9 protein-coding genes are annotated in these 6,839 nt (G+C 65.7%); 6 read left to right on the forward strand and 3 right to left on the reverse strand.

Annotated features, from left to right (window positions below; translation table 11 throughout):
* Positions 1 to 260: 260 nt before the first annotated feature.
* The gene (locus tag AC3WKX_RS33890; protein WP_087695372.1) at positions 261 to 857 is read right to left on the reverse strand and encodes a type II secretion system protein GspJ; all 597 of its coding nucleotides are present in this window, start codon (positions 855 to 857) and stop codon (positions 261 to 263) included.
* On the reverse strand, positions 850 to 1,302 hold the full coding sequence (gene gspH, locus AC3WKX_RS33895) for a type II secretion system minor pseudopilin GspH (protein ID WP_008431410.1): 453 nt from the start codon (positions 1,300 to 1,302) through the stop codon (positions 850 to 852). Before gspH ends, AC3WKX_RS33890 begins: the two co-directional genes overlap by 8 nt.
* Before the next feature lie 85 nt (positions 1,303 to 1,387).
* Here gspH and AC3WKX_RS33900 point away from each other — a divergent pair, with 85 nt between their 5' ends.
* Entirely contained in the window at positions 1,388 to 1,819 is a 432-nt protein-coding gene (locus AC3WKX_RS33900; RefSeq protein WP_102605755.1) for a type II secretion system protein N, read from the forward strand.
* On the opposite strand, the gene gspI is transcribed toward AC3WKX_RS33900, so the two are convergent.
* Positions 1,806 to 2,204: a type II secretion system minor pseudopilin GspI gene (gene gspI, locus AC3WKX_RS33905; protein WP_008431408.1), complete on the reverse strand. Its 399-nt coding sequence runs from the start codon at positions 2,202 to 2,204 to the stop codon at positions 1,806 to 1,808. The genes AC3WKX_RS33900 and gspI overlap by 14 nt on opposite strands.
* A 148-nt stretch (positions 2,205 to 2,352) precedes the next feature.
* Here gspI and gspG point away from each other — a divergent pair, with 148 nt between their 5' ends.
* The 5 genes from gspG to gspD form a co-directional block, all read left to right on the forward strand.
* Positions 2,353 to 2,790 (forward strand): type II secretion system major pseudopilin GspG, encoded by a 438-nt coding sequence (gene gspG, locus AC3WKX_RS33910; protein ID WP_003218660.1) that lies wholly within the window; start codon positions 2,353 to 2,355, stop codon positions 2,788 to 2,790.
* Between the two features lie 8 nt (positions 2,791 to 2,798).
* Positions 2,799 to 3,746: a type II secretion system minor pseudopilin GspK gene (gene gspK / locus AC3WKX_RS33915; RefSeq protein WP_158244073.1), complete on the forward strand. Its 948-nt coding sequence runs from the start codon at positions 2,799 to 2,801 to the stop codon at positions 3,744 to 3,746.
* Positions 3,743 to 4,855, forward strand: a complete 1,113-nt coding sequence (gene gspL / locus AC3WKX_RS33920) for a type II secretion system protein GspL (RefSeq protein WP_008431404.1) — start codon at positions 3,743 to 3,745, stop codon at positions 4,853 to 4,855. The genes gspK and gspL overlap by 4 nt, the downstream gene beginning before the upstream one ends.
* Positions 4,848 to 5,372, forward strand: a complete 525-nt coding sequence (gene gspM, locus AC3WKX_RS33925) for a type II secretion system protein GspM (protein ID WP_102605754.1) — start codon at positions 4,848 to 4,850, stop codon at positions 5,370 to 5,372. Before gspL ends, gspM begins: the two co-directional genes overlap by 8 nt.
* A partial coding sequence (gene gspD, locus AC3WKX_RS33930) for a type II secretion system secretin GspD (protein ID WP_102665802.1) occupies positions 5,369 to 6,839 on the forward strand: 1,471 nt, incomplete at its 3' end. The genes gspM and gspD, both read left to right, overlap by 4 nt.

The raw sequence follows: 6,839 nt of genomic DNA on the forward strand, positions 1-6,839 counted from the left end.
CTGAGAGCGCCGCGTTCATCCAGAATGCCCGCGTCATCGTTAACGACCTTCGCGAGCAACCCCGCTCCCACATTTGGTCCGTGCCTGCTTTAGCTTTTGATTTTGCTCTTCAACACTCAAGCCTAAGCGAGGAGCCGAGTGGTGGGGCAAGAGCGTTTTGCTTACTTTTGACTGGGCCGGCATTCCGGCTTTTCGAAAGTGAGCGGAACCCATATCAGCCATAACAAAAATAACGGATATGTACACCACCCCAAAAAGCCCTACCGCAAGGGCCCCAAAACCTGCCGATACCGCTCCACCCCCTGGCCCGTCTCCCGCACCAGAACCACCTCGATCCCCAGCGGTTCCTCCTGCCGATTCCCACTCAACTGCCGCCACCCCTTGTCCCAAACCCGCACCTGCAAATCCCTGACCTGCCCCAGCACCGCCACCGCATCCCGGGGCGCCGGCAGCGGATACCGATCCCGCGCCGGTGCAGCTGCCCGGTACAGCGTGTCGCCCTTGAGCCACCACCGCACCCGCTGCAACCCATCCCCAGGAACCGGCGCACTCCGGATCACCTCCAGCCGAAACCCCTTGCTGTCCGAACTCCTCACCGACACCGCCGCCAACCCGCCAGGCTTCGGCGCGTCTTCGCCAATCGGCGGCCCCAACTCAACCCCCGCGCGCAAGCTCACATCCAGCTGCATCTGGTTCAGCGCCCGCAACAACACCTCAGTCTGCTCACTGCTGGCCTGCAAATGCTGATCAGCCCGGGTCACGCTGTCCAACCCGCGCCAGGCAATCACACTGACCACCGCCATCAACATGATCGCCACCATCACCTCGATCAGCGTAAAACCCTTCTGGTCACTCATGACTCACCACCCGCAACAACCCCGCCGCATCCCGTTGCAGGCTCAGGCTGTATTGCCCATCCGACAGCACCACCCGCACCGGCGGGTTCACCCATTCAGCATCCAGCACCAATGTTTTCCCAGGCTCGATGCGCACCTGCATCGGCGCACTGTCCCAGGCCCGCGGACGCAGTTGCTGATCGCCGCTGAAGTTCTCCACTCCCAGCCCATCATCGGTAACGCGGCTGAAGCGAAATCCCTTGGCATCGGCTTTCCAGGTAATCGCCCGGCCATCGGCACGCGCCTCGGCCTGGGCCACCTGCAGCAACTGGCTCAAGCGTTCCGCGTCCTTGCGCAGCAGGTGCAGCGGATCAGGCTTGATGCTCAGGCTGATGGCCGCACTGGCGATGCCGATGATCACCAGCACCACCATCAACTCGATCAACGTGAAGCCCTGCTGTTTCATTTTTTGCTCCCTGATCAACCGCTGAAATAAAAAGGTGTGAATTGCCCTGTAGCCTGAGGCGACGGACAAACAGGAGGTCCCGCCCATGGCATTCATCCATCGTTTTTCACCCGCCCATGGCGTCCAGGCCGTGGCGTTGCTGGCGGTGCTGGCAGGGGTTGCGACCTGGACGCCACTGTTGCTCACGTCGGCCGAGTCCCACACCCCGCAGGCCGCGCCCCAGGCGTTGGCGGCCCGCAGCGACAACCCCGCCGTGCAATGGTTTTCCAATACCCCGGCGGTGATGCAGATCAAGGTCTCCGGGGTGCTTGCCGGGGCGCGTGGGGCGGTGGCGATCCTCAGTCTCAACGACGGCCCGCCCCGCAGCTTTTTGTTGGGTGAACGCCTGAGCCCCGGCGTGCGGCTGACGGCCATTGAAGGCGATAGCGTGGAGATCGAGCGCGGCGCGGAAAAAATCCGCGTGCCCCTCGACAAGTTGCCCGACGGGCCGGCGTTGCCAAGCCTCATTCGGCAGTAACCGGGCGCTTCACCGGCGGGCGCCCCAGCAGTGTCTCCAGGCGTGCCAGGGGGGGCGCTTCCCGGGTGGCGTCCAGCACCTGCACGCTGACCTGGAACAGGCGCCCATCCGGCCCGTTGCTGATGGTCTGTTCGCAACGTAGTTTCAGCCGGCCCTGGTCGCAGTCGAACGTCTTGCGCCCGGTGCTCACCCGACCTTCCAGGCGCAGTTCCGCCATCCGGCCCTGGGCTGCCAGCAGCGCCATCGACTTGTCCCGCAGCAGGCCGTTGCTGGTGGTCATCAGCCCGGCCACGCGTACCGCCGCCGCCATGGCCACGGCGATGATCGCCAGTGCCACCAACACTTCAATCAGGGTGAAACCTTGCTCGTTGCGGGGCCCGCCCATGGCGTACTCAAAACCGGGAAACAGGCCCGCAGACTAGCCCCGGGAGTTGACCGATTGGCGACCAAAGCTCCCGAGGATTTTCAACATGACTGACATGTGTTCTTGCAACACTGCGCCACGAAATGCACTCAAGCCAAGGAATGTCGACATGGATATCGCACACTTCACGTCAGCGCGCAGGCAGCGCGGTTTCACCCTGATCGAGATCATGGTGGTCGTGGTGATCCTGGGGATTCTGGCGGCGCTGGTGGTGCCCAAGGTGCTCGACCGCCCCGACCAGGCGCGGGCCACAGCGGCCCGGCAGGACATTGGCGGGCTGATGCAGGCCCTGAAACTCTACCGCCTCGACCACGGCTCGTACCCGAGCATGAACCAGGGCTTGAAGGTGCTGGTGGAACGCCCGGCCGATGCGAAAAACAGCAACTGGCGCGCCTACCTCGAACGCTTGCCCAACGACCCGTGGGGCAACCCGTATCACTACCTCAACCCAGGGGCCAACGGCGAAGTGGATGTGTTCTCCCTCGGCGCCGACGGGAAACCTGATGGTGACGGCGTGAACGCCGATATCGGCTCCTGGCAGTTGTAAGGCCGGCGATGAACAGCCATTCGCCCCCAGCGGCGAAGCAGCGCGGCATGGCGATTATCAGCGCCTTGCTGATCGCGGCCGTGGTCGCGGTGATTGCCGGCGCCATGCTCACCCGGCAAACCGTGTTCACCCGAAGCCTGGAAGCTGAACAACTGCGTATCCAGGGCCAATGGTTGTTGAATGGCGGTCTGGAAACCAGTCGCCAGCTCCTGTGGGACGCGCGCCGCCAGGACGTGTTGACCCGGCTCGATCAACCGTGGGCACGGCCCCTCGGCGGTGCTTTCGAGGGGCGGATTGAGGATGAGCAGGGCAAGTTCAACCTGCGCAATCTGGTGACCCAACAACACCCGGACGCCGGGCAATTGCAGAGCTTCGAACGCCTGTGCCAGTTGATCGGCATCGAGCCGGCCGTGAGTCGCCGCATCAGCCGGCGAGTGATCGACTCATACGACCAGCGCGAGCTCGGCGCCTCACTTACCGGCGGCTTCAACAGCAGCCGGGATACCTCGCCCGGTGCCGCTGCGCCATTGATCCCGGCCAAGTACCCGATGTTGCGCAGCCTCACCGACCTCAGCGGTATCGAAGGCCTCGACCCGCGCCAACTGCGGCGCATGGCGAGCTATGTCAGCGTGCTGCCCGGCAATACCTGGGTCAACGGCAATACCGCCAGCGCCGAGGTACTCAGCAGCGTGGTGCCGGGGCTCAGCCTGTCCCAGGCTCAGGCACTGGTGGCCGAGCGCGACGGCGGGCGCTGGTTTGTCAATCGCGGGGATTTCGTCAACCGGTTGCGCATGCCACAAGTCGCGGTGGACACGGTGCAGGTGGGGATCACCAGCGAGTGGTTTCGCGTGCACGGCCAGGCGCGCCGCGAGCAGCGTCGGGTCACGCTGGAGGCGTTGCTGTATCGCCCGGAAGACCGTCAGCCCCAGGTGATCTGGTCGCGGGTGGGCGTATGAAGCGTTTGCGCATCGGCTTGCCGCCGCTGGGTGAACTCACCACCGAGAGCCAGGTGCAATTCGCCTGGCTGGACCGCGCCGGGCAGGTCAGCCAGCAGGGCGAGGGCCGCCTGGCGCAATGGGCGAATACCCAGGCGGAGTGTTTTCTGCATCCACGGGACAGCTTGCTGACCAGCCTGGAGCTGCCGCAATTGCCCTCCGCCAAGGTCGACGATGCAGTGACCTGTGCGGCCCAGGCATTGATCCTCGGCCCGCTGGAGTTGATGCATGTGGCCCACGGTCCACGGGACAGCAGCGGCCTGGTGCAGGTCGGCTGGTTGCCCAAAAGCAGCCTTGAGCACCTGGGCCGGATAACGACCCAGCTGAAAATCAAAGTGCGTGGCCTGTACCCGGCGCCCTACGCGCTGCCGGTCAGCGGGCCAGCGAGCGCGGCCTTCTGCGACGGGCATTTGCTACTGCGCCATAGCCTGCAGCAGGGCGCGGTACACCCTCTGGGGCAGCAGGCGCTGGATGACCTGCTCGCCACCGGTGTCGATGTGCTCCATGTGGCCGACGTTGCCCGTTGGAGCGGTACTGCGCCGGGCTGGGGTTTGCACGGTCGGCTCCAGCAGGCGGCAACCGGTGGCTGGGGCAGGGCGGCGGCCTGCACGGCGCTGGCGGTCGCCATCTGGGCCCTGGGCCTGAACCTCTACGCCGCCCGCCAGGTCGACGAAGGCCAACGCCTCAAGGCGCAGATGAGCCAGCAAGTACGCCAGGCCTTCCCCGAACTGCCGGTGATTCTCAACCCGCTGCAACAAGCCCGTCAGCAACTGGCCGCACGCCAGAGCGGCGCGGCGGCCGAACCAGGGCAGCGCTTTACCGGCTTGCTGGCGCTGGCGGGTAGCAGCCTGCCGTCCATGGCGGGCAGCGTCGAGAGCTTGAGCTACGAGCAAGGCCGCCTGCAGCTGAGTCTGCTGCCGGACGCCCGGACCCCGGCGCTGGCCGCTGACGCGCAGGCGCTGCTGGCCCAGGCCGGGTTCAGCGCCAGTCGCGACGACCAGGGCTGGACAGTCGGCCCGCTCACCGAGCGCGTTGAAGCCGATGCAGACGATGAGGCCGAAGATGAATAAGCGTTGGCAGCTTCTGCGCAGCCAGGCCCAGGTGTTCTGGAACGGCCTGGCCATGCGTGAAAAACGTCTGTTGGTGGGTGCCGGCCTGGTGCTGGCGGGCCTGCTGACCTGGTTGCTGTTGATCCAGCCACCGCTGAAGAAGATCGACTACTGGCAAGCCGAAACCCCGAAACTGCGCAGCCAGGCCGAGGCCTTGCAGGTGCTGCTGCAAGGCGTCGCCCCAGCCCCGCGCAGCAGTGACCTGGAAACCGCCTTGCACCAGTCCCTCGACAACGCCGGGCTGCAGGGCCGCTATCAATTGCAGCCGCAGGACACCGGCAGCTGGCGCCTGACCTTCGACGATGCCCCGGCGGACGCGGTGATCGACTGGCTGCTGGCCAACCCCCGGCCGTTCTCCCTGGAAGTCTCTGCGGCCCGCCTGCAACGCGCAGGCGAGGCCACCTCTTCAAACTCGGCCGGCACTTTGTCCGGGACCGTTCGCATGGATCAGGCGCCTGGCGCTAAGGAAGCTTCATGAAGTGGTCATTGCCCAACGCTGCGCCTTATCGCAAGGTCGCCCCTTTGCTCTTGTTGGCGCTGGGAGCGTGCAGCAACCCCCAATCCTCCGCGCCGTTGCTGGTGGACAGCGAGCTTGGCCAACCCCTGGCCGACACCCGGCGCAGCGGCGACACACCACTGGACCGCCAGCGCGAAACCGTGCCGCCACCCCGGGTGCAACACCCGGTGACCAACAGCGCCCGCAGCCATGGCGCCGCACCGGCCAGGGCGCGCAACCCGCTGGGTGATCAACCGGTACAACTGAACTTCGTCGACGCCGATATCCAGGCGGTGGTGCGCGCCTTGTCTCGCGCCACCGGCCAGCAATTCCTGGTGGACCCGCGTGTCAAAGGCAACCTGACCCTGGTCAGCGAAGGCCAGGTACCGGCGCACCAGGCCTACGACATGCTGCTGGCGGCGCTGCGTATGCAGGGCTTCAGCGTGGTCGACGTAGGCGGCGTGGCCCAGGTGGTGCCGGAGGCGGACGCCAAGCTGCTGGGCGGGCCGATCTACAGCGGCGCCAACCCGGGCGGGCAGGGCATGCAGACCCGCACCTTCCGCCTGCAATACGAAAACGCGGTGAACCTGATCCCGGTGCTGCGCCCGATCGTGTCGCCGAACAACCCGATCAACGCCTACCCCGGCAACAACAGCATCGTGATCACCGACTACGCGGAAAACCTGGCGCGGGTGGCACAGATCATCGACGGCATCGACACCCCGAGCGCCATCGACACCGACGTGGTGAAGGTGCAGAACGGCATCGCCGTGGACATCGCCGCCATGGTCTCGGAGCTCCTCGAAACCCAGGGCGCCGACCAGACCCAGAAGATCAACGTGATCGGCGACCCGCGCTCCAACTCCATCATCATCCGCGCCGGCAGCCCGGAGCGCACGGAACTGGCGCGCAACCTGATCTACAAGCTCGACAACGCCCAGAGCAACCCGAGCAATATGCACGTGGTGTACCTGCGCAACGCCCAGGCCGGCAAGTTGGCGCAGTCGCTACGGGGCTTGCTCACTGGCGAGAGCGACTCCGGTACCAGTGATAATGCCCGTGGCAAGTTGAGCAGCATGGGCGGCAACACCCAGGGTGGCCAGGGCAGTACCCAGAACAGCAGCGGCACTCCCACCGGCAGCGGCACTGTCCAGCCCAGTGGTTACGGGCAGGACACCAGCAGCACCGGAGCCTCTTCCCCTACCGACCAGAACACCGCGTTCAGCGCCGGTGGCGTGACGATCCAGGCGGACGCCACCACCAACACCTTGCTGATCTCGGCGCCGGACCCGCTGTATCGCAACCTGCGGGAGGTGATCGACATGCTCGACCAGCGTCGCGCCCAGGTGGTGATCGAGAGCCTGATCGTCGAAGTGGGTGAGGACGATGCCAGCGAGTTCGGGGTGCAGTGGCAGGCGGGGAACCTGGGCGGGAAGGGCGGCTTTGGCG

It is taken from the genome of Pseudomonas sp. GP01-A4 (assembly GCF_058780865.1).